Here is a 21,961-nt window from a genome sequence, read left to right on the forward strand (position 1 = left end):
ACGGCACGGAGTACAGCGTGACGACGACCGGTTCCACCGGGCACGGCCCGCGATCCCGGAGGGAGAAGCGGAGTCGGCGGAACGGCACGGCCGACGCGTACCCGAACCGGTTCCGGAACGTCGCGCACACCGCAGGGCGAGAGGAGAGTCCGTGGCGAAGCCACTGAGCGCCGCACAGGTCATGTCCGCGCTGCGCGCCGAGGGCGTCCGCGTCGTCGAGGTCGGCAACTGGCGGACGCACAACCGCAATTCGAAGGGTCCCTGGGGCCCGCTCAACGGGTCGATCGTGCACCACACGGTCACCAAGGGCACTGCGTCCACCGTGGCCATGGTCCGTGACGGGTACGCGTCCCTGCCGGGCCCGCTCTGCCACGGGATGATCGCGAAGGACGGCCGGGTGCACATGGTCGGCTGGGGCCGCGCCAACCACGCCGGCGGCGGCGACCCCCGCGTACTGGACCAGGTGATCGCCGAGTCCTACGGCACCCGTCCGACCCCGCCCACCAAGGGCAACGCCGACGGGATCGACGGCAACGCCCGCTTCTACGGCTGGGAGTGCGAGAACCTCGGCGACGGCAAGGACCCGTGGCCCAAGGCCCAGTACGACGCCATCGTCCGCGTCCAGGCCGCCCTGTGCCGCGCCCACGGCTGGTCCGCGAAGTCCGTGATCGGCCACCTGGAGTGGAGCTCCGACAAGGTCGACCCCCGCGGCTTCACCATGCCCGCACTCCGCGCCGACGTGGCCGAGCGCCTGAAGCACCCAGCGAGTTGGAACCCGGATGAGGAGGACCCCATGGCAGGGATCACCAAGAAGGACATCTTCGACGCCGTCTGGAAGACCGACGCGATCGCCGGCCCGACGGACGCGGCGGACCACCAGACGAACCCGACCTGGCAGGCCCAGTCGATCCTCAAGGACCTCCAGACCCGCATCCGTTCCATGGACAAACGCCTCGCCGCCCAGACCGCCGCGATCACGGCACTCGCCGGCCAGCTCGGCCAGGGCGCCGACAACGCCACCATCGTCACCGCGGTCGAGAACGCCATCGAACGCGCCGTGACCGACGTGAACATCAACACCAGGGAACCCTGACCCCCGCCCCACCCGCCCCGTCCCGAACACCGCCCGCCCGGAGTGCCCCATTCCGCGCTCCAGGCTCGGCGCTGCTACGGACCGAGGCCCCGCCAAATGACCGGAAGATGGGGGCTCATCCGCGCCAAGGAGCTGCACAGTCCCCCATCGGTGCGCGTACCGTATCCGATACGACGGCGGGCATAAGAGGGCAAGCTGTCGGCGAGCGGCGACGCCGCCGAGCCCTCGCCCGCCGTCACTCGCATTCTCTTCCGCCGCCGGGCGCGCGCAGCACCGAGGGTATGTGCACCCTGTCACTTCAGGCGAAGCCGTACCCGCCTTCATCTACCACCAAGCGCTGCACCCAGTCCCAAGACTGCTGCACGCACGCATCCAGAACTTCTTCAGGTGAGGGTAGGACCCACTGGATCCAGTGGCCTGCGACACGGCCCCATCCTTATAGAGCTCCACGTAGGTGTAGGACGTCATGACGCCGATCGACCAGGTTCCGCTGTAGTAGCCGCCACTGGTCGCGTTCCAGGTCTTGCACACCTGTGCGGTTCCACCGCTCTTGTCAGTGAGTTTGGTACAGCTACCGTCGGCTTGAGCTGCCGGCGCGTTGAGCAATAGCGCGCTGAGGCTCAGAACGGTCGCCGCTCCGAGCGCACCGAAGGCTCTCTTTATGGGCACGTCAAACTCCATTCACTGTGAGGTTGCACGAGCAGTTGAGTGGCCTAACGGTGCTCCACCATGGTCGACCGGCCTTGGAGAAACCCTGAGAGTTCTGACCGACCCGCAGCCTGGCCCGTCCGGGTCCCCCGACGCGGACGGGCCTTGAACCGTAGGAGGTACGTCGTGCCTAGCCGTCCTCCGTCCCGGTGCGCGGCCAGCCGCAAACTCCGCACGGCCGGAGGCCGGTGCGACTGCCGCTCCGCCCCGCAGCGCCCAGGCCGCCACGACCCGCGCCGAATGGTCCTGGGTCTACGCAGTCCCGAAGTGGCCCCTCCTACGGGACCGAGTCCTCTCCGAGGAAGCGCTGTGCCGCGCCCCGTGCGGCCGTCCGCCGTCCGTTGTCGACCACATCCGTCCCCATCGCGGGGGGCAAGGTGCTCGCATTCGACCGCGCCGACCTCCAGGCCATGTGCAAGCCCTGCCACGACGGGAAGACCGCGAAGGAGACAGGGTTCGCCGACGCCGGAGCAAAGCGGCTCAGCCCCACGGACCTCACGCCCGTGTGCGGCCCACCCTGCTCGGGGAAGGCTGTCATTGCGCCTGCCTACCTGGGCCATCTTCATGATCGGTCAGGGGATTTCGGGAGACGAGGACCCAATCCCAACCCACGCCCCCCGCGAGGGCCCCGTCAACACTTCGGGCCCTGCCGCGATAAAACACCGCTTGAGCAGGGCCCGAAGGTCTTCGTACTGGTGGGCGCGGACGGTTTCGAACCGCCGACATCTGCTTTGTAAGAGCAGCGCTCTACCCCTGAGCTACGCACCCGTGGATGAAGCAACAGCGTACATGCCCCACCGCCCCTGGTCACAAACGGTTCCGGTCCGGCGATGGGCGACGCCGGGGCGGCGGGGGCACGGGGCGGGAGGGTGGTGGGGCACGGGGGTTATCCCCACCCCGCGTACGGCGGGCGGCCGCATTCCGGGGGCGCGCGGGGGGCGCATACGGTGAGGTCACGTCGCCGGGGACCGCATCACCGGGACCACTGATCATGAACATGGGGGAACGCTCATCATGGCACTCCGTACCCGTGCGCTCGCCGCGTCCGGCGGGGCCGCGCTCCTGGGGCTCGTCGTCACCGGCTGCGGGAGCGCGGATCCGGGCGACGCGCCCACCGAGCACAAGTCGTTCGCGCTCAGCGGGAAGACACTGACCATCGACACCGGCAACACGACGCTGGAGCTGGTGCCCGCCGATGTGGAGAAGGTCGAGGTGACGCGTCGCGTCGACGGCTGGGTGGTCGGCGGGAGCGGGCCGGAGCCGCGGTGGGCGATGCGCGACGACACCCTGACCCTCCGGGTGAAGTGCAGGGCCCTGATCAGCGACTGCGCCTCGCAGCACAAGGTGAAGGTGCCGCGCGGGGTCGCGGTGGTCGTGAAGGGCGGCAACGGAAGGGTCTCCGCGTCCGGCTTCGACGCCTCCCTCACCGTGCGCAACACCAACGGCGAGGTGGCCGTCCGGGACTCCAGCGGACCGCTCCGGCTCGAGAACCGCAACGGCGCCGTCGTCGCGGAGAAGATCTCGGCGAAGTCCGTGACGGCCCGGACCGACAACGGCGGCATCCGGCTCGCCTTCACCGCCGTACCGGATCTCGTGGACACCCGGAGCGGCAACGGGAGCACCACGATCGGCCTGCCGGGCGGCTCGGCGACGTACGCGGTGGACGCCGACGCCCGCAACGGGGGGACCTCGGTGGACGTGCCGCACGGCGGCGACAGCACGCACGTGGTGAAGGCCCGCAGCACCAACGGTCGAATCTCGGTGCGAACCGCGAACTGATCGGCCCGTGTGTTCGTCCTTACTGGTGGGAGAATGTACCGGGCAGGGCGGATCGGCACGGGAGAGGGATGTGACGGCGACACACGCGCGGGCAGAAGCGGGTGGGAATTCCGCCGTCGACGGCCGTTCCCCGACCGTCACCGACAGGGAGTGTTCGGCAGCCGGTACGGGGTCCCCCGCGCCGGCTGCCGAACACTCCCATGCGGGCTCAGCGGCTTTCGACCCTGCGGCTTCCGGCCCTACGGCCTCCGAGCGCGCGGGTTCCGAGCCCGCGCGTTCCGAACCCGTGGCTTCCAGCTCAGCGGCTTCCGGCTCTGCCGCTACCGGCTCCGCGGCTTCCGCCGTGACACGTGTCGCGGCCGGGAGGTCCGGGGCGCTCGGGGGCGTCCTCGCGCTGATGCTGCTTCCGGTGCCGCTGCTCGCGGCGGCCCTGCCCGCCGCCTTCGCGGGCGGGGGTACGCGGCGTTGGTTCGGCGGGCGCGGGGAGAGCCGCCGCGCCGACGCGCAGGCGGCGAAGGACGCCGCCGCTGCCGCCTTCTACGAGCTGGACACGGCCCAGCGCGATCTGCGGATCTCCATCGAGACGATCACCGCCGTGGACAGCTCGCCCGGTGCGCGCAAGGCCGTGGACGACTTCGACGCGCTCGGCCGGCGGATCGACGAGGTCAGCCACCGGTACATCACCGCGGTCGACACGCACGATCTGGACCGGGACGACCTGGAACCGGCCGTCGCGGCCCAGGCCAGGACGGAGCTGACCGCGGCCAAGGATGAGCTGGTACGCGTCAAGGGCGAACTGGACCGGTTCGCGCGGAGCCTCGGGCCGCTCCTGGAGAAGGCGGAGACGCAGCTCGCCCGGCTCGCGCCCGCCGTGGAGCGGGCGCGACAGGCGCTCCTCGGTGCGAGCAACGCTCTCGATTCGGTGCGGGCGTCCGGACTGCGAGCGGATGACCTCGCCGCCCGCCTGGCGGCCCTCGCCCCCGAGCTGACCAAGCTCAACGAGGGCGCCGGGCGTCATGGCCTTCCGGAGACCCTGCAACGCGCCGACCGGGTGCTGCGTGACGCCGAGGCGTTGCGCGTCGAGGCGGAGCGGCTGCCGGAACGGGCCGCGGAGATCGACCACCGGCTGGTGTCGTTGCGGACCCGCGCCCAGGCGCTGACGACCCGGGCGGGCGCGGTGGAGCCGGTGCTGAGCGAGCTGCGGCGGCGTTTCACGGCCGCCTGCTGGCAGGACCTGCAGCCGGTTCCGGAGCAGGCGGCGACCCAGGTACGGCAGGCCGAGGAGAAGCTGGGGGAGGCCGCCCGGGCGCGGGACGAGCAGCGCTGGGCCGACGCCACGTCCCGGCTCAGCACGGCGCGCGCCCTACTGAACGCCACGGACGAGGCGGTGTCCATGGCCGGCGACCGGCTGAACCGGTTGAACGAGGTGGCCAAGGACCCGCAGCAGGAGGTCGAGCGGACCCGTTTCACGGTCCGGGACGCCCAGCGCCTGGCCATGGCCGGGCGCAGCACCCCGGATCCGCGCCACGCCCGCCCGCTGGACGACGCGGTGGCCCGGCTGGAGCGCGCCGTCGCGGGGCTGGAGGGGCACCATCCGGACTACTGGCACTTCCTGACCGAGACCGAGGCGGTCCGGCGCACGGCCGCGCGGGTGGTCGCGGAGATCCGCGAGGAACGCGGCGCGGGCGCCTGACCCGACGGGCCGCGCAGAGGGCGTGGAGGCCGGGCCGGACGAACGCCGCGGGCCGGGTGTCGCGGGCCGGACGAACGCCGCGGGCTGCGTCGGGCTGCGGGCTGCGGGCTGCGGGCTGCGTCGGGCTGCGGGCTGCGGGCTGCGTCGGGCTGCGGGCTGCGGGCTGCGGGCTGCGGAAACGCTTCACGCGCGCCGGCGCCGACGCCGAGTGCGGCGTCGGCGGAACACCGCCGGTTTGAATCGGCCCAACGCACCGGCGGTTCGAAGACAAAGCCCAGTGCGCAGCGCCCAGAGGCCGACGGCGGTACGACGGGACAGCCCTCGGCGATTCGCCGCCGTGAACACGTAGAGCCCTGCGACGAACACGCCTACGCCGATGACGACGACGGCGATCAGCGCACAGCTGAGCCCCTCTACGATTCCGGCGATCCCGGCCCAGCCCGTCCGGGCGGCGTGTTCGGCCCGATGCACGGCGTCGTCGTAGTCGCTGTGGTCGTACCAGTCGTGACCAGCCGTGATCACTCACCCCTCCCGGCGGTCCGAAGACCAGCCAGGCCGTCCCGTGCGGAATCCGGCGGGTCTCGCCCCGCATCGGCCGGGCCCTACCGCTTGATGACTGCTTGATGTGCGGCCGTACCGGCCCGGGCGGATCCTGGGAGTAGGCGCGGAAGGAGGCAATCATGGCCGGCCACGCACTGCCCGCCACCGCCGGACGCCGTAACCCTCGACGCCGCCGCAGGGGTGCCCGGCTCAACACGCATCTGCCGGTCGATCATCGGCTCAGCAGCGTCTACCGCGTGGGAGCGGGGCTGATGGGACTGGTGCTGCTCGCCTTCGGGATCCTCGGGCTGATCGACAAGATCGGTTTCTTCAGCACCGGCGGCGCCACCGTCGCGGGTCTCAACACCAACGGCGCCCTCAGCGTCCTGTCCATCTGCGTCGGACTGCTGCTGTTCATCGGGATGGTGATCGGCGGCAACTTCGCCTCGACGCTCAACATGATCCTGGGCGTCGCGTTCATCCTGAGCGGGTTCGTGAACCTCGCGCTGCTCGACACGGACTACAACTTCCTCGCCTTCCACCTGCAGAACGTGCTGTTCAGCTTCGTGGTGGGCCTGATGCTGATGATCTTCGGGATGTACGGGAGGGTCAGCGGGGGCCTTCCGCACGACAACCCGTACTGGCTGGCCCGCCATCCCGAGGAGGTCGACCGCGAACTGCGGCTGCGGCGCAGAACGGCGACGATGCCGGTCATCCGGCATCACTGATCCGCCACCGCCGATCCGACGTGAGTGATCCGCCGTCACTGATCCGCCGTCACCGGTCCGCCGGCCGCCGGCCCGCCCTGGGGCACCGACCACCGATGCAAGTCCCTCGGCACCTCGTCCGCGTGCCCGGGACGCGCGGTTGACCTCGCGGCCTCCCGACCTCCCGGCCTTCCAGTCTCCCGACCTCCCAGCAGCCTGGCCTCGCTTCTGTCTGGCCTCGCTGCTGTCTGCCGTCGGCCGCCTGCGGCTAGCCTGGGCGCATGCCTCGTTACGAGTACCGCTGCCGCTCCTGCGGAGACACGTTCGAACTCAGCCGTCCGATGGCCCAGTCCTCGGATCCGGCCTCCTGCCCCGCCGGACACTCAGACACCGTGAAGCTGCTCTCCACGGTCGCCGTGGGAGGGGCGTCCGCGAAGTCGGCGCCCGCAGCGCCGTCCGGGGGTGCCGGGGGCGGAGGCGGCGGCTGCTGCGGCGGAGGCTGCTGCGGCTGAGCACGCGGCCCGGCGGCGACCGCCGTCACCCGCCGGGCCCTCATCCGTGGTCTTGGTGTCGTTTCCCTCGGCCATCGGTGGCTCCAGTTCGGTCGGGCCGCGTCTCGTCCCCCGCGTTTCCAGGCCCCGCGTTCCCAGGCCCCGCGCTCCCTGGGACACGCGGGGACGCGGGGACTGCATCCGCTGATCACCGAGGTCGCGCGGACCGTGCGCGCGTCGGGGAACGGGCCCGGGCGCGCGTGCGGGGCTCGGGGAGGCTCTACGGGTGATGCCGGCCGGGGGTGTCCGGGCGGGAGGCTCGCAGGAGCTGGCGCAGGATCTCCTCGCCCGCCGCCACCCCGTCCTCGGCCGTCGCCCGGACGTGCGGGGCGCTCCAGCCGGATTCGGCGAGTTCACCGTGGGCCGGGCGCCAGGCGTGGTCGGCGGCGAGGAGCAGATCAGCGTCGAGGAGGCTGTCGCCGGCCGCGAGGGTGAGCGTGGCCCCCGTGCGCCGGGCGACCTCGCGCATGGCGGCGCTCTTGGTGAGCGGGGCCGGCACGGCGTAGACCTTGCGGCCCTGGAGGGAGACCGTCCAGCCTCGGGCGCCCGCCCACTCCCCCAGTTCCTCGACCCAGCCGTCGGGCAGCGCCGAGCGTTCGACCACGAGATAGGCGAAGAGGTCCTCCGCGACGCGCTCCTTGAGCAGCCAGGCGGGGTCGGCCGAGGCCAGGAGCCGGGCGCGGACCTCGGCGAGCGAGGCGGACTCGGTGGCGAGCCGACGGGAGACGCGGGTCCGCCAGTCGGGGTCGGACTCGCCGTCGACGAGCAGGTGGCCGCCGTTGGCGCAGATCGCGAACCGCGGGGCGGGGCCGGGGAGGCGGATTCGCCCGTACTGCTCGCGGGTGCGGGTGGTGGTGGGGACGAAGACCGTGGTGCGGGCCAGTTCGTCGAGGAGGCTCGCGGCCGTCTCGGTCAGGTGGGAGAGCGGCTTGTGCTGGTACACCTCCACGCAGAGCAGGCGCGGGGCCTCGGCGTCCGGCATGCGGAGCCCGAGCGCGGCGGAGGAGTAGATCAGGGTGCGGTCGAGGTCGCTGGCGACCAGCGTGACAGAGGCGCCCGTCGCGACCGGCGCGTCCTCGGCGTCCCGTAGGGCCTGGGTGCCCGGCGCGGCCGGGGAGACCGGAGAGACGGCAGAGGCCGGAGGGGTGGCAGGGAACGGAGGAGCAGCAGAGGCCGGAGGGACGGCAGAGGCCGCAGGAACGGCGGGGATCGGGGAGGTCACTTGGACTCCACCGCCCTGCCGTCCGCGCCCGTCGCGCCCCGGGTGTACTTCGGGTGGATCAACCCGACGCAGCTGTACGGGAGTTCGTCGACCTCCTCGACCGGCACCCCGCGCTGCTCGGCGAGCAGCCGGATGTGGTCGAGGTCCGCGCCCGCGCCGCGCTTGGCGAGGATCTTCCACGGGACCCGGCGCAGCAGGACCCGGGTGGTCTCGCCGACGCCCGGCTTGACCAGGTTCACGTCGTGGATGCCGTGCTCCTCGCTGATGCGCTCCACCGCGGCCCAGCCCTCCCAGGTGGGGGTGCGGTCGGCCGCGAGCAGCGCCGCGACCTCCTTGTCCACCTCGGCGGCGACCTCGTCGAAGCGGGCGGCGACGGTGTCGAGGAAGTGGCCGGACACATCGCTGCCCGCGAGTTCCCGGTAGAACTTCGCGCCGTGGAAGTCGTCGGGGCCGACGAGGTCGGAGCGGAGGACCGTACGCGAAACCAGCCCGGACACCGTGGAGTTGAGGCAGGCCGACGGGATCAGGAAGTCCTCGCGGGTGCCGTAGGTACGGACGCAGCCGCCCGGGTCGGCCAGGACCGCGATCTCCGGGTCGAAGCCGTCGAATTCGGCGAGCGCGGCGGAGAGTTCACGGGTGATCGCCCCCTTGCCGGTCCAGCCGTCGACGAAGACCACGTCGGCCGGGTCGTGGTGGGCGGCCAGCCAGCGCAGGGCGTTGGTGTCGATGCCGCGCCCGCGCACGATGGAGAGGGCATAGTGCGGCAGGTCGAGCCCGTGCCGGTGGCGGGCCCAGCGGCGCATGAGTACGCCGACGGGGGTGCCGGCCCGTACGAGCGAGACCAGGACGGGGCGCGGGGTGCGCTCGGCGAGGACCGTCTCGGTGACCGTGCCGACGGCGCGGGCGACGCGGGCGGCCGACTGCTCCAGCGCCGCCTCGAAGAGGCTCTGGTACTCGGAGGACGGCTGGTACTCGACGGGCAGCGACTCGGCGTAGTGCGCGCCGCCGCTCTGGATCGCCTCCTCGCGCTCCTCGACCGGCGCCTCCAGTTCGACGTGCGAGAAGTCCTGGAGCAGCCAGCCGACCTCGTCCGGCGCGTAGGAGGAGAAGGCGGGGCCGCGGAGGGGCTCGGGGAGCATGGGTGCTTTCTGCCGTTCGGAGACATACGGGGGGACGTAGGAGGGGACGACCGCGAGCAGCACCTGCCCGGTGTGTGCCGCGAGCTGCGCCAACAGGCCGTCCGGGGCGTGGAGTTCCGGGGTGTCGGCAGTAGAGTCGACGGTCACCACGACGGCGTCGAACCCCGCGCCCGCGACGTTGTACGCGTACCGGTCGCCGGGGCCGTCGGCCGGGCCGTCGTGGGCCGGGAAGACCAGCCGGCTGCGTATCGCGTAGCCCGGGTCGTCCACGGCGAGGACGGGGGAACGCGTGGTCGTCGAGTAGCGCACCTCGGTGTCCGCGTCCATGCGTTCCTCCAGCGCGGTGCCCAGGCGGAGGGGGGCGTACATCAGCTCCTCGAAGCCGAGGACGAGCACCCGCCGGGCGTCGCCCAGCGCGGCGGCGACCCGGTCCGCCATGGCGGGGAGGGCCCGTTCCAGGGCGGCCCGGTGGGCCGGGGTGAAGCCGTGGCGCCCGCCGTCGGGCACACCGGCGGGCCAGGCGAGGTCCACCCGGGTCACCGGCCCCCGCCCGGGCGCGCCGCCCGAGCCCGGCGCGTAGGCCCGCCCGGGCGCGCCGCCCGTACCCGCCAGCGTGCCGGCGCGGCCCGGAACGTCGCCCGACCCCGGCGCGTAGGCCCGCCCGGGCGCGCCGCCCGTACCCGCCAGCATGCCGGCACGGCCCGGAACCTCGCCCGAGCCCGGCAGCACATCGGCCCAGCCCGGCGTGCCGTCCGAGTCCGGCACGTAGGCGCGGCCCGGAACGTCGCCCGTCCCCGGCGCGGCGGCACGCGCACCGTCGGACCGTGCGCCCCCGGTCCGCCCGGCGGTCGCCCGCTCCTGCGCCTCGACCAAGGCCCGGCCCTTCTCCAGGACGCCGTCCGGAAGGCTCACCGTGCCCGAGCACCGCGCCAGCAGATCGACGCGCGCGCCGATCTCCTCGGCGAACGCGCGCAGCCGGAGCCGGTCGGCCGCCGAGCGCATGTCCGCCAGGGCCACGATGACGTACCGGCCGCGCGGATACCGTTCGTGCAGCACCCGGATGGTGTTGAGCACGGTGTTGCCGGTGGAGAACTCGTCGTCCACCAGCACCAGCGGCGCGTCGCCGCCGGAAGCCGCCGCACGGCCGACGCGCCCGCCCGCCAGCAGTTCGGGGTCCTCCGGGAGGAGGAGGTGCGAGGTGGCGTGCGAGTGCGACTCCTCGAAGCCGCCCGCGCGCTCCACCCCGCCCACCGGCCGCCGCGTCGAGTGCAGGTACGGCGCCGTGCCCAGCCCGTCCGCGACCGCGTGGCCCAGACCGGTGGCCGTCTCCGCGTACCCGACCACGACCGCCCGGCGCGCGTCCGCCTCGCCGAGGAGTTCGTGGACCCGCCGGCCCAGCTCGAATCCGGCGCCGTACACCACGGAGGGCCTCTGCGGCACATGCTTGCCGAGCACGTTCGAGACCAGCAGATGGGCCCGCTTGGGGTTGCGGCGCAGGGCGAGACCCAGCAGGTCCCGCAGCTCACGGTCGCCGTCGGGCCGCCCGTCGCCGGCGAGCCGGACGCCCAGCCGCTCCGCCACCCAGCTGCCGGACCACACCACGTCCGCCGTCCGCTCCTCGCGCGGGAAGCTCATGGACTTGCCCGGGACGCTCATGGACTCGCCCGGGGCGCTCATGCCTCGACCCCCGCCGCCAGCAGCTCCACGAAGCCGACATCCTCCCGCGCGACGCCGAAGACCTCGGCCCGTTGCAGGGTCCGCTCGGCCCAGGCGCGGTGCGGCTTCACCTCGTTCATCTTGTTGGTGTACGCGGAGCGCATGACGCCGCCGCCGTCGCGTTCGGGCTGCAGGATGTCCTGGGCGTCGCTGAACTCCTCGTGGCTGACCACGGACAGTGCGTGCACCGGCGCGACATGCGAGGGGTGGATGCAGGTCTTGCCGAGCAGGCCGTTGGCCCGGTCGAGCTCGATCTCGCGCAGCAGGCCGTCCAGGTCGTGCTCGATCAGCGTGGTGCGCAGCTCCTCGGCCCGGCCCTCCAGGAAGGGGCTGCGGCGCAGCTGCGGCTTGAACATGCGCTCCTGGAGCCGGAAGTACTCCCACACCGGCCCGGTGATCGTGAAGCCCGTGCCGTCCGCCCGGCCCAGCACATTGACGACGTCCGCGATGACGGAGCCGACGATCTGCACGTCGTACGCCGTCATGTCGGGCGGCCTGCGGAGTCCGTACGCCGAGCAGAAGTCGGTGACGCCGAGTCGCAGCGCGAGCACCCGCTCGCGGTACTTGTCGACGGTGCGGGCTATGCCCTGGAGCGCCTCGCCGCGCGTCTCCAGATACAGCAGCTCGGGCGATTCGAGGACGGGCATCGCGAACAGGCGGCGTCCGCAGGCCCGTTCGGCCCGGTCCAGGGCCTCCAGGAAGGGCACGCCACGCTCTTCGGTGAACTTCGGAAGTACAAATCCGGACAACAACCGGATGGCTCCGCCGAGCCGGCGCGTCAGGTCCACGACCTGGTCCGGCTCCCGGACCCGGATGAAGAGCAGGGGCAGCTCGGCGCCGCGCGCGTCGAGGTCCGCGAACTGCCTGACGAGGTTCTCCTCGGCGCCGACGACCTCGGAGTCGTCGATGGAGTCCTCCAGGCAGAGCACCATCGACACCACACCGCGCCCGGCCTGCTTGACGACGTCGTCGGCGAGTCTGGGCCGGGTGGCGGGGCTGTACAGGGTCGCCCCGAGAGCAGCCGAAAGCACGCGGGCGGGCGCGTCCGCCTCGAAGACGCGAGGCTCCTGGTAGAACAGCCGCTCTCGCAGCGCGGGCGCGATATGCCCGAAATGACGCATTTAATTCCCCCGTACCGCATAACTGTCCGAACAACACATGGCCGGTAATAGTACGTACGGACGAGTGTCAGAGGTTCCCCGTGAGCATGAACTCCAGGTGTCCCGTCCATTTCCCGACCACTTTCCAAGGGCCGCCGGTCCGCCCTCCGGAGCTCCTCCCGGGCACCCGGATTCGGCGAACTGCCTGCTTTCGCCCCGGCCGTGGGGCGCGGCGCGCGACCCCGCGTTGTCCGCGCGGGCGGCCAGCAGGCAGGATGACGGGCATGACGCACGCGATGGTGAAAGGCTCGAACGTCCCCTTGGACGCCATGGCCGTACGGGCCGTGCTGCGCTGGACACCGGGAGCGGGGGTTCCGGATGTGGACGCCTCGGCGCTGCTGCTGGGGGCCGACGGTCGCGTGCGCTCGGACGAGGACTTCGTCTTCTACAACCAGCCCCGCCACCCCTCCGGCCTGGTACGGCGGCTGCCGAAGCGCAGCGTCCCGGAGGGGCTCACGGACAGTGTCGAGGCCGATCTGACCGGCCTCGACCCCTCGGTCGACCAGGTGATCATCGCCGCGTCCTCGGACGGGGCCAGCTTCGCCCAGGTGCACGACCTGCGGATCCTGCTGTACGACACGGCGGGGACCGGCGAGGAGCCGCTGGCCGTCTTCGACGTGCGCCCGGAGACCGGCGAGGAGACGGCGATCATCTGCGGCGAGCTCTACCGGCGCGGGGACGGCTGGAAGTTCCGCGCCGTGGGTCAGGGCTACCCGACCGGTCTGGTCGGCCTGGCGACCGCCTTCGGCATCTCGGTCGACGAGTCGGAGCCCGCCCCCGACCCCTCGGCCTCGGCCGTCACCGCGCCGACGCCGCTGCCCCTCCCGCCCGCCGCACCGACGTCCTCGCCGATACCGGCGTCCCCGCCCGTGGGGCCGCCCGGACCGGCCCCCGCCTTTCCGCCGCCCGTGCCCGCCTTCCCGCCCGCCCCGGCGCCCGGCCCGGACGCGCAGGTCACGGTCCGGCACCCGCAGCCCGGATACGGCTACCCGCAGCAGACGCCTGCCCCGCATCCCGTCCCCCGGCCCGCCTACGGCTATCCGCAGTCGTCCGACCCCCAGGTCGCCTACGGCTATCCCCAGCCCGCCCCGGCCGCGGCGCCCGCCCCCGACCCGAATTTCGCGCTGCCTCCGCAGGGGCCGCAGTTCATCCGGCAGTGAGACGGCTCCGGCGCGGCCCGCACGCGACGGTCAGCGCCCGGCAGTCCCGCACCCCTCTCGGCCCGTGACCGGCGATCCCGCGCCCTCGACCCGTAACCGACGCTACCGCGCCCCCGGCCCGTAACCGATGCTCCCGTAACCAGCGGCTCCGGTTCCGGCATGAGGCCGGCGGTCCAGCCCGCCCCGACGCCGGCACCGCGGGGGAGACGCGGGTGACGCCCCCGACGCCTGCATCGGCACCGCACCAGCCCCGGTGCCGAGGGCCCTGGCCACCGGCAGTGCAGTGCTCAGCTGCGGGTCTTGTACCCGCGCCCCCACTGCATGCCCCAGCCGTACATGCGGTCCAGCTCCGACTGGAAGCCGTACACGAACTTCACCTCGCGCCGCACCACGAACTCGTCCTTGCTGTTGTCCACCGTGAAGACCGCGCAGGAGCGGGCCTCCGGGGCGTGCTCGTCGAGCTCTATCTCGATCTGCGGGCCGTTGCCGGGATAGAGCGTGATCTTGGCGTGCGTGCGGTCGAAGGCCGGCGTCTGGTCGTAGATGTAGACGAAGAACAGCAGCCGCTTGAACTGCTCGTGCTGGTCGAGGTTGACGTAGACGGTCTCGCCCGACGGCGCCCCGAAGCGGTCGTCCCCGCTGAGCCGGATGTACGGGGGCGTGTTCAGGTCGCCCAGGAGGTTGCCCAGCGGCTGGACCACGCCCTTGGTGCCGTCCTTCATCTCGTACATGCAGCCCAGGTCCAGGTCGACGTTGACCATGCCCTGGGTGTGCGCCTGCACGACGTCGGGCTGGAACAACTTCAGGGGCCTCAGCAGCCGGCCGCCCTGCCGTGACCTGCCCTCGATGTCGGACGTGCGCATCCGCCAGGAGAGGTTCACCCGCAGGTTGCCGGACAGCGGGCCCTGCTTGGTCAGCGCCACCGTGGCATGCCGCTTGGAGAGCACGATCGAGCTGGTCAGCGCGTTGGCCGAATCGAACGGTGTCTGCCGCCCCGGTCGCAGGTTTTCCAGGAACCCCATGCCCAACCCCCACATGTATCGGTCTTCGGTCGAAAGTGCCCGGTCCGGCGGCGGGTCGTCCCGTGGCTCGTACCGGCCGCCCGCACATCACTGCGGGGCGGCCGCCGGGCCGGTCCGGGGTGTTTCCCGGAACCTCGCCGAACGGACCGCCCCGCAGAGAGCGTTCCTCATTCCCCGCCGGGTCACACACCCGACCGGGTTTCCCGCCGGGTCACACCCCGGACGAGACCTCCGCCCTGGAACCTTCCGCGTCGTCGCCGCCCTCGGCGGCCAGCGCCTTGTTGCGGCGGACCGAGGACCAGAAGGACCAGGCGATCAGCACGACGCCGACCAGGCCCGTGATGATCTCGTTGATCTCGTGCTGGATGGTGACCAGGAGGATGACGGCCAGCGCGCCGATGGCGTAGTGGGCGCCGTGCTCCAGGTAGACGTAGTCGTCGAGGGTGCCCTGGCGGACCAGGTAGACCGTGAGCGACCGGACGTACATGGCGCCGATGCCGAGACCCAGGGCCATCAGCACGATCTCGTTGGTGATGGCGAAGGCGCCGATGACGCCGTCGAACGAGAAGGACGCGTCGAGCACCTCCAGGTAGAGGAACATGAAGAACGCGGCCTTGCCGGAGAGCGCTATCGCGGAGATCTTCTTCCCGGTCTTCCGGGCCTCCTCCTCGGCCTCCTGCTCCCGCTCCTCCTCTTCCTCCAGCCGGTTCTCGAAGAAGCCGGAGAGGCCGCCGACGATGAGGTAGGTGATCAGGCCCGCGATTCCGGCGAGCAGCACGGTCTCCGTCTTGTCGGCGTGACCGCCGCCGTGCTGGTGCGCGTTGGCGGCGAAGGTCATGGACGCGATCAGCAGCACGATCAGCGCGATGCAGACCGACAGCATGTCGACCTTGCCCAGCTTGGCCAGGGGGCGCTCGATCCAGCGCAGCCACTGGATGTCACGCTCCTCGAAGATGAAGTCGAGGAAGATCATCAGCAGGAACATGCCACCGAACGCGGCGATCGCCGGGTGGGCGTCCGTGACCAGTTCCTGGTAGCGCTCGGGCTGGCTGAACGAGAGATCGACCGCCTCGATCGGCCCCATCTTGGCGGTGATGGCCACGATCACGACGGGGAAGACCAGTCGCATGCCGAAGACCGCGATGAGCACGCCGACCGTGAGGAAGATCTTCTGCCAGAAGGCGTTCATCTTCTTCAGGATCCCGGCGTTGACCACCGCGTTGTCGAAGGACAGCGAGATCTCCAGGATGGAGAGGATCGCCACCACTCCGAAGGCTTCCCACCCCCCGTAGATCACCGCTGCGGCCAGGCCGAGCGCGGTAATCGCGAACGACCAGCCGAAGGTTTTCAGAAGCACTGGCTACCCCATCGTGTATGTAACGGGTCTCCCCCGGCTTGTACGGGGCTCCCCCGCGCCGTGCGCGGCTTTACGAAACGTTGACCCCAAAGTCTAGAGCGATTCCACGCAGTCCGGACGCGTACCCCTGTCCCACGGCACGGAACTTCCATTCGCCGTTGTAGCGGTACAGCTCGCCGAAGATCATCGCGGTCTCCGTCGACGCGTCCTCGGTGAGGTCGTAGCGCGCGAGCTCCTGGCCGTCGGCCTGGTTGACCACGCGGATGTACGCATTGCCGACCTGGCCGAACGTCTGGCCCCGGTTGTCCGCCTCATGGATGGAGACCGGGAAAACGATCTTGTCGCAGTGCAGCGGGACCTGGGTGAGGTTCACGATGACCGTCTCGTCGTCGCCGTCGCCCTCGCCCGTGAGGTTGTCGCCGGTGTGCTCGACCGAGCCGTCGGGACTCTTGAGGTTGTTGTAGAAAACGAACCATTCGTCGCCCAGCACCCGCCCCGACTGGCACAGCAGGGCGCTGGCGTCGAGGTCGAAGTCGGCGCCCGTGGTGGAGCGCGCGTCCCAGCCGAGCCCGACCAGCACCTGGGTGAGGTTGGGTGCGGCCTTGGAGAGGGAGACATTGCCTCCCTTGGCGAGTGTGACGCCCATGGTGTGGTCCTCCCCGATTCGATGAAACCGTCTGTTGAACCGACCCGGGCCCGTCCGGCCGCCGCCGCGATGCGTGCGGCGGCGGCCGGACGGGCCCGTGGTGCCCGCGCGGACCGGCCCCTTTCGGCGGGCCGGCCCGGTCGCGCCCGTACGGCCGTCGGGCCCGGGCGCCGAGGCCCCCGGATCTCCGAGTCTCGGCCGCTCGGGCCCGTACGGCCAGACCCGGGACGGCCGGGTCTCGTCCGGCCGCCGGTCGGGGCCCGCGCCGACGGGCCCCGGACGCCGGCGCCCCGGGCATGGCGGCCCGGGTGCCGGCGTCCCGTGCGTCGACGTCTCAGACGTTGACGCCGAAGTCCTGGGCGATGCCGCGCAGGCCCGAGGCGTAGCCCTGGCCGATGGCGCGGAACTTCCACTCCGCCCCGTGGCGGTAGAGCTCGCCGAAGACCATGGCGGTCTCGGTGGACGCGTCCTCGCTGAGGTCGTAGCGCGCCAGCTCGCTGTTGTCGGCCTGGTTGACCACGCGGATGTACGCGTTGCGCACCTGGCCGAAGCTCTGCTGGCGGGTCTCCGCCTCGTAGATCGAGACCGGGAAGACGATCTTGTCGACGTCGGCCGGAACTCCGGCCAGGTTGACCTTGATGACCTCGTCGTCGCCCTCGCCCTCACCGGTGAGGTTGTCACCGGTGTGCTCCACGGAGCCGTCGGGGCTCTTGAGGTTGTTGAAGAAGACGAAGTTGCTGTCGTTGCCGACCTTGCCCTGGGCGTTCGTCAGCAGGGCGCTGGCGTCGAGGTCGAAGTCACCACCGGTGGTGGTGCGGGCATCCCAGCCGAGACCGACGAAGACGGCGGTCAGGTTGGGCGCGGCCTTGGTCAGCGAGACGTTGCCGCCCTTGCTGAGGCTGACTCCCACGAGTCCTCCCATTGGTTTCCTTGGAGACCGGCGGGCGCCGGCGCCTCCACATTGCGTTGGCATCCGATCAACGACTGGATCCTAGTGACCGGTTCCCGGCCGCAGCAGGCTTTTGGCCTGGCTGCCCGCGCGTTCGCCGGTCGCGGAACCGCCGGAGCGACCGGCCGGATCAGAGGGTGTCGAGCGCCTTGACGTAGTCGTCGAGGTCGCGCGCGTCGGGCAGGCCGTTCACCACGGTCCAGCGCACCACGCCCGCCTTGTCGATGATGAAGGTGCCGCGCACGGCGCAGCCCTTCTCCTCGTCGAAGACGCCGTACGCCCGCGAGGTCTCGCCGTGCGGCCAGAAGTCGGAGACCAGCGGGTATTCGAGGCCCTCCTGCTCGGCGAAGACCCGGAGGGTGTGGATGGAGTCGTTGGAGACGGCGAGCAGCTGCGTGTCGTCGTTCACGAACTTCGGCAGCTCGTCGCGGAGCGCGCAGAGCTCACCCGTGCACACGCCGGTGAAGGCGAACGGGTAGAACAGCAGCACGACGTTCTTCTCGCCGCGGAAGTCGGAGAGCTTCACGGTCCGGCCGTGGTTGTCCTTCAGCTCGAAATCCGGGGCCTGGGTGCCGACCTCGATCGCCATGAGACGAGTCCCTTCGCTGTGTTCACCGGGCTGGGCTGTCCGGGTGGTCCCCACCCTACGCAGGGCCGGTGACAGCGCGTACGGCACCCGTTCGGATCGCGGGCCCCGGCCGCCGCGGGCACGGAAGACCGCCGCGGACGGACGAAGACGGCTGCGGGCAGACGAAGGCCCCCGCCGGCGGTGCCGGCAGGGACCTTCCTGGCGCGTGCGCTCCCGGGCGCCGCTCAGCGCTTGCTGCGGGCCGCCTTCGGCGTGACCAGCCGGCTGCCCGTCCAGTCCTTGCCCGCGCTGATGCTCTTGGTCTGGGAGAGACCGGCGGTCTGCGCGGCCTCGTTGATGTCGCTCGGTTCGATGTAGCCGTCGCGGCCGGTCTTCGGCGTCATCAGCCAGACCGTGCCGCCGTCCTCGATCAGACCAATGGCATCCACCAGCGCGTCCGTAAGGTCGCCGTCCTCATCGCGGAACCACAGCAGCACGGCGTCGGCGACGTCGTCGTAGTCCTCGTCGACGAGTTCCTGGCCGGTCGCGGCCTCGATGCCCTCACGGAGCTCCTGCTCGACGTCGTCGTCGTAGCCGATCTCCTGGACCACCTGTCCGGGTTCGAACCCCAGGCGTGCCGCCGGGTTGGTCCGCTCCTCCGCGTGGTCCGCGGTCGCGCTCACGGGTTGCCTCCTGATCATGTTTCGGAAAATGCTTCGCCACGCGCGTGCGCGAGGCGTTGGCCGTAGTCCACACGGGAGTGGCGGATCGCGCAAGTACCCGACGTGCGAGACCGCCTAAACGAGGACGTTCCCTGCCACGTCCGCGCGGTGCCGGCGGTCCGCGTCACCGGGCCCGACGCCACCATCCACACCCTTTATGTCCTTCCACAGCTTATGCCGTTTCGGTCCGCCATTCGGATTCGAACATGCTTTGGGAACGCTTAAGCGGCTTGGGCGTATGGTTTCCGTTTGCGCCGGGCCGTCCGCGCACCGCGGGCGCGATGTCTCGCCACACCGGGGTTACCCCCCGGTAGAGATGACGTTTGCGCCCCTGCGGTACACGATGGTGGTGGCGTACAGGCACATATCCCGGGGGGCGCGTTTCCCGGGGGCACGTTCTCCCGTGACCGGCCCCGTAGAGCAGCACCGAACAGCGAAGGAACAGCGTGGCTTCCGGATCCGATCGCAACCCGATCATCATTGGCGGCCTGCCGAGCCAGGTCCCGGACTTCGATCCCGAAGAGACCCGGGAGTGGCTGGACTCGCTCGACGCGGCCGTCGACGAGCGAGGCCGTGAGCGGGCCCGTTACCTGATGCTCCGGCTCATCGAGCGCGCGCGGGAGAAGCGTGTCGCCGTGCCCGAGATGCGCAGCACGGACTACGTGAACACCATCGCCACGAAGGACGAGCCGTTCTTCCCCGGCGACGAGGAGATCGAGCGCAGGATCCTGAACGCGACCCGCTGGAACGCGGCCGTGATGGTCTCGCGCGCCCAGCGCCCGGGGATCGGCGTGGGCGGCCACATCGCCACCTTCGCGTCCTCGGCCTCGCTGTACGACGTCGGCTTCAACCACTTCTTCCGGGGCAAGGACGACGGCCGGGGCGGCGACCAGATCTTCTTCCAGGGCCACGCCTCCCCGGGCATCTACGCGCGCGCCTTCCTGCTGGACCGGCTGAGCGAGGCGCAGCTCGACGGCTTCCGCCAGGAGAAGTCGAAGGCGCCGAACGGGCTGTCCAGCTACCCGCACCCGCGGCTGATGCCGGACTTCTGGGAGTTCCCGACCGTCTCCATGGGCCTCGGCCCGCTGGCCGCGATCTACCAGGCGCGGATGAACCGCTACATGGAGGCGCGCGGCATCGCCGACACCTCCCGGTCGCACGTGTGGGCCTACCTCGGCGACGGCGAGATGGACGAGCCGGAGTCGCTGGGCCAGCTCTCCCTCGCCGCCCGCGAGGGCCTGGACAACCTGACCTTCGTGGTCAACTGCAACCTCCAGCGGCTCGACGGCCCGGTGCGCGGCAACGGCAAGATCATCCAGGAGCTGGAGTCGCAGTTCCGCGGCGCCGGATGGAACGTCATCAAGCTGGTCTGGGACCGCTCCTGGGACCCGCTGCTCGCGCAGGACCGCACCGGCATCCTGGTCAACAAGCTGAACACCACGCCGGACGGCCAGTTCCAGACGTACGCCACCGAGTCCGGCGCGTACATCCGCGAGCACTTCTTCGGGGGCGACCCGCGGCTGCGCGAGATGGTCAAGGACATGACCGACGACCAGATCCTGCACCTGGGCCGCGGCGGTCACGACCACCGCAAGGTCTACGCGGCCTACGCGGCGGCCAAGGCCCACAAGGGCCAGCCGACGGTGATCCTGGCGCAGACGGTCAAGGGCTGGACGCTGGGGCCGAACTTCGAGGGCCGCAACGCCACCCACCAGATGAAGAAGCTCACGGTCGAGGACCTCAAGCGGTTCCGCGACCGGCTGCACCTCCCGATCAGCGACAAGCAGCTGGACGAGGGCTACCCGCCCTACTACCACCCGGGCCGCGACTCGGAGGAGATCCAGTACATGCACGACCGCCGCAGCAGTCTGGGCGGTTACGTCCCGACGCGCGTGGTGCGTGCGAAGCCGCTGGTCCTGCCCGAGGACAAGACGTACGCGACCGCGAAGAAGGGCTCGGGTCAGCAGTCGATCGCCTCGACCATGGCCTTCGTCCGCATCCTGAAGGACCTCATGCGGGACAAGGAGATCGGCAAGCGTTTCGTGCTGATCGCGCCCGACGAGTACCGCACCTTCGGCATGGACGCGTTCTTCCCGAGCGCGAAGATCTACAACCCGCTGGGTCAGCAGTACGAGTCGGTGGACCGCGATCTGCTGCTCGCGTACAAGGAGTCGCCGCAGGGCCAGATGCTGCACGACGGCATCTCGGAGGCCGGCTGCACGGCGTCGCTGATCGCCGCCGGCTCGGCGTACGCCACGCACGGCGAGCCGCTGATCCCGGTGTACGTCTTCTACTCGATGTTCGGCTTCCAGCGCACCGGCGACCAGTTCTGGCAGATGGCCGACCAGCTGGCGCGCGGTTTCGTGCTGGGCGCGACCGCCGGTCGCACGACGCTGACCGGCGAGGGGCTCCAGCACGCGGACGGCCACTCCCAGCTGCTGGCCTCGACCAACCCGGCGTGCGTGGCGTACGACCCGGCGTTCGGCTACGAGATCGCGCACATCGTCAAGGACGGTCTGCGCCGGATGTACGGCGGGACCCCCGAGGAGAACGAAGACGTCTTCTACTACCTCACCGTCTACAACGAGCCGATCCAGCACCCGGCCGAGCCGGAGAACGTGGACGTCGAGGGCATCCTCAAGGGCGTCTACCGCTTCAAGGACGCCGAGCGCGGCGAGATCCCGGCCCAGATCCTGGCGTCCGGCGTGGCCGTGCCGTGGGCGGTGGAGGCCCAGCGCATCCTCGCCGAGGAGTGGAACGTCCGGGCGGACGTCTGGTCGGCGACCTCCTGGAACGAGCTGCGCCGCGAGGCGGTGGAGGTGGAGCGGCACAACCTGCTGCACCCGGAGGAGGAGCAGCGCGTCCCGTACGTGACGCGGAAGCTCTCCGGTTCCGAGGGGCCGTTCGTGGCGGTGTCGGACTGGATGCGTTCGGTGCCGGACCAGATCGCGCGGTGGGTGCCCGGCGCCTACCAGTCGCTGGGCGCGGACGGCTTCGGCTTCGCGGACACGCGCGGCGCGGCCCGCCGGTTCTTCCACATCGACGCGCAGTCGATCGTGCTGGCGGTGCTGACGGAGCTGGCGAAGCAGGGCCGGATCGACCGGTCGCTGCTGAAGCAGGCGATCGACCGGTACGACCTGCTGGACGTGGCCGCGGCCGAGCCGGGCGCGGCCGGCGGCGACGCGTAGGCGCGAGGGAAGCCGGCCGAGGGGCGGCGGGGGCCGGACGG

General features: G+C 71.2%; 17 protein-coding genes and 1 tRNA gene. 7 read left to right on the forward strand and 11 right to left on the reverse strand.

Features of this window, described 5'->3' with window-relative positions; genetic code table 11:
* The first annotated feature begins 151 nt into the window (after positions 1-151).
* Positions 152-1,093: a peptidoglycan recognition family protein gene (locus WA762_RS01615; RefSeq protein ID WP_335932128.1), complete on the forward strand. Its 942-nt coding sequence runs from the start codon at positions 152-154 to the stop codon at positions 1,091-1,093.
* A gap of 1,401 nt (positions 1,094-2,494) precedes the next feature.
* Here the strand turns inward: WA762_RS01615 and WA762_RS01620 are convergent.
* Positions 2,495-2,569: transfer RNA gene (locus WA762_RS01620), tRNA-Val, on the reverse strand.
* Between the two features lie 246 nt (positions 2,570-2,815).
* Here WA762_RS01620 and WA762_RS01625 point away from each other — a divergent pair.
* Positions 2,816-3,580 (forward strand): DUF4097 family beta strand repeat-containing protein, encoded by a 765-nt coding sequence (locus tag WA762_RS01625; RefSeq protein WP_335932130.1) that lies wholly within the window; start codon positions 2,816-2,818, stop codon positions 3,578-3,580.
* Positions 3,581-3,977: 397 nt separating this feature from the next.
* Positions 3,978-5,273 carry a hypothetical protein gene (locus tag WA762_RS01630; RefSeq protein ID WP_335932293.1) on the forward strand — a complete coding sequence of 432 codons (1,296 nt, stop codon included), beginning with the start codon at positions 3,978-3,980 and terminating at the stop codon, positions 5,271-5,273.
* A gap of 183 nt (positions 5,274-5,456) precedes the next feature.
* Here the strand turns inward: WA762_RS01630 and WA762_RS01635 are convergent, their stop codons facing one another.
* On the reverse strand, positions 5,457-5,795 hold the full coding sequence (locus WA762_RS01635; protein WP_335932132.1) for a hypothetical protein: 339 nt from the start codon (positions 5,793-5,795) through the stop codon (positions 5,457-5,459).
* A gap of 158 nt (positions 5,796-5,953) precedes the next feature.
* Between WA762_RS01635 and WA762_RS01640 the strand changes: the two genes are divergently transcribed.
* Positions 5,954-6,541, forward strand: coding sequence for a DUF4383 domain-containing protein (locus tag WA762_RS01640; protein ID WP_335932134.1), 588 nt, complete (start codon positions 5,954-5,956; stop codon positions 6,539-6,541).
* Between the two features lie 260 nt (positions 6,542-6,801).
* Positions 6,802-7,032 carry an FmdB family zinc ribbon protein gene (locus tag WA762_RS01645; RefSeq protein WP_335932136.1) on the forward strand — a complete coding sequence of 77 codons (231 nt, stop codon included), beginning with the start codon at positions 6,802-6,804 and terminating at the stop codon, positions 7,030-7,032.
* 259 nt (positions 7,033-7,291) lie between these two features.
* Here the strand turns inward: WA762_RS01645 and WA762_RS01650 are convergent, their stop codons facing one another.
* From WA762_RS01650 to WA762_RS01660, 3 genes are read right to left on the reverse strand one after another with little or no spacing between them, the layout of a single operon-like run.
* Complete coding sequence (locus tag WA762_RS01650) at positions 7,292-8,293, reverse strand: HAD family hydrolase (protein ID WP_335932138.1); 1,002 nt, start codon at positions 8,291-8,293, stop codon at positions 7,292-7,294.
* Complete coding sequence (locus WA762_RS01655; RefSeq protein ID WP_335932295.1) at positions 8,290-11,067, reverse strand: phosphoribosyltransferase domain-containing protein; 2,778 nt, start codon at positions 11,065-11,067, stop codon at positions 8,290-8,292. Before WA762_RS01655 ends, WA762_RS01650 begins: the two co-directional genes overlap by 4 nt.
* Before the next feature lie 38 nt (positions 11,068-11,105).
* On the reverse strand, positions 11,106-12,269 hold the full coding sequence (locus tag WA762_RS01660; protein WP_335932140.1) for an HpcH/HpaI aldolase/citrate lyase family protein: 1,164 nt from the start codon (positions 12,267-12,269) through the stop codon (positions 11,106-11,108).
* Between the two features lie 263 nt (positions 12,270-12,532).
* Between WA762_RS01660 and WA762_RS01665 the strand changes: the two genes are divergently transcribed.
* Entirely contained in the window at positions 12,533-13,468 is a 936-nt protein-coding gene (locus WA762_RS01665; RefSeq protein WP_335932142.1) for a TerD family protein, read from the forward strand.
* 287 nt (positions 13,469-13,755) lie between these two features.
* On the opposite strand, the gene WA762_RS01670 is transcribed toward WA762_RS01665, so the two are convergent.
* The 6 genes from WA762_RS01670 to WA762_RS01695 form a co-directional block, all read right to left on the reverse strand.
* Positions 13,756-14,490, reverse strand: coding sequence for a TerD family protein (locus tag WA762_RS01670; protein WP_335932144.1), 735 nt, complete (start codon positions 14,488-14,490; stop codon positions 13,756-13,758).
* A gap of 211 nt (positions 14,491-14,701) precedes the next feature.
* A complete protein-coding gene (locus WA762_RS01675) occupies positions 14,702-15,847 on the reverse strand; it encodes a DUF475 domain-containing protein (protein WP_335932146.1) in 1,146 nt (381 codons plus the stop codon).
* Positions 15,848-15,917: 70 nt separating this feature from the next.
* On the reverse strand, positions 15,918-16,493 hold the full coding sequence (locus tag WA762_RS01680) for a TerD family protein (RefSeq protein ID WP_335932148.1): 576 nt from the start codon (positions 16,491-16,493) through the stop codon (positions 15,918-15,920).
* A 334-nt stretch (positions 16,494-16,827) separates the two neighbouring features.
* Positions 16,828-17,403 carry a TerD family protein gene (locus WA762_RS01685; RefSeq protein ID WP_335932297.1) on the reverse strand — a complete coding sequence of 192 codons (576 nt, stop codon included), beginning with the start codon at positions 17,401-17,403 and terminating at the stop codon, positions 16,828-16,830.
* A 169-nt stretch (positions 17,404-17,572) separates the two neighbouring features.
* A complete protein-coding gene (locus tag WA762_RS01690; RefSeq protein WP_335932150.1) occupies positions 17,573-18,031 on the reverse strand; it encodes a peroxiredoxin in 459 nt (152 codons plus the stop codon).
* A gap of 224 nt (positions 18,032-18,255) precedes the next feature.
* Positions 18,256-18,693, reverse strand: coding sequence for a DUF3052 domain-containing protein (locus WA762_RS01695; RefSeq protein ID WP_335932152.1), 438 nt, complete (start codon positions 18,691-18,693; stop codon positions 18,256-18,258).
* Between the two features lie 485 nt (positions 18,694-19,178).
* Between WA762_RS01695 and aceE the strand changes: the two genes are divergently transcribed.
* Entirely contained in the window at positions 19,179-21,920 is a 2,742-nt protein-coding gene (gene aceE, locus WA762_RS01700) for a pyruvate dehydrogenase (acetyl-transferring), homodimeric type (protein ID WP_335932154.1), read from the forward strand.
* Positions 21,921-21,961 lie beyond the last annotated feature (41 nt).

Origin of the sequence: Streptomyces tyrfis (assembly GCF_037034285.1) — a bacterium.
Lineage (GTDB): Bacteria > Actinomycetota > Actinomycetes > Streptomycetales > Streptomycetaceae > Streptomyces.